The 765-nt window shown below is 43.1% G+C and carries 1 protein-coding gene; it reads left to right on the plus strand.

What is annotated here, in order from left to right:
• The first annotated feature begins 38 nt into the window (after positions 1-38).
• Entirely contained in the window at positions 39-638 is a 600-nt protein-coding gene (locus AACQ79_RS14300; RefSeq protein WP_170899898.1) for a pentapeptide repeat-containing protein, read from the plus strand.
• Positions 639-765: the final 127 nt, after the last annotated feature.

A 765-nucleotide genomic window follows, 5' to 3' on the forward strand; every position in this document is an offset into this window, starting at 1 on the left:
CTGCCCCTTAAGCGGGCGTTAGGCGATTGGAGGAAACGATGAAATCTTTGAAAAGTGGTGAGCAGTATCTAGAGGTTTCCTTCGAGAAGCTTGAGTTATCAGAAAATAGTTTCAAAGACATAGAATTTGAAGAATGTCATTTTTCAGATTGTGATTTGTCTGGCGTACAGTTCCAAAACTGCAAGTTTGTAAGTTGCGAGTTTGCACGTTGTAATCTCAGTTTAGCGAGTTTCCCCAATGCACGTTTATTTGGTGTGTCATTTCAAGACAGTAAGCTCGTGGGTATCGACTGGACAAGAGCAACGTGGCCTGTCTATCACCTAGATTTTGAGCTTAAATTTCAGCGTTGTATTTTGAGCGATGCCTCATTCTTTGGGCTGACATTGAATGAGTTAGCATTCGATGAGTGTAAGTTGCATGATGTGGACTTCCGCGAAGGCGATTTTGCCAGTTCAACAATGTGTTACTGCGATTTTACTCATAGCTTATTCATGCGGACTAACTTACAAAAAGTGGATTTCAGCGAATCGACAAATTACGCAATCAATGTGTTAGAGAACCAAGTCAAAGGGGCTAAGTTTTCTCGTTATGAAGCTCTGAATTTATTGGAATGTTTAGGCATCGAGTTGGTTGATTAATCGCCTAACAAACGCCTCAAGAGGGACTGTCAACGCGTGGCGTTTCCAGTCCCATTGAGCCGCGGTGGTTACAGTTGTTGTGTTTGAGTTTAGTGGTTTGCGTTGCCAGCCCCTTAGGCGGGCGTTA

The sequence above is a fragment of the Vibrio sp. 3-2(1) genome (assembly GCF_963887575.1).
GTDB classification, from domain to species: Bacteria; Pseudomonadota; Gammaproteobacteria; order Enterobacterales; family Vibrionaceae; genus Vibrio; species Vibrio anguillarum.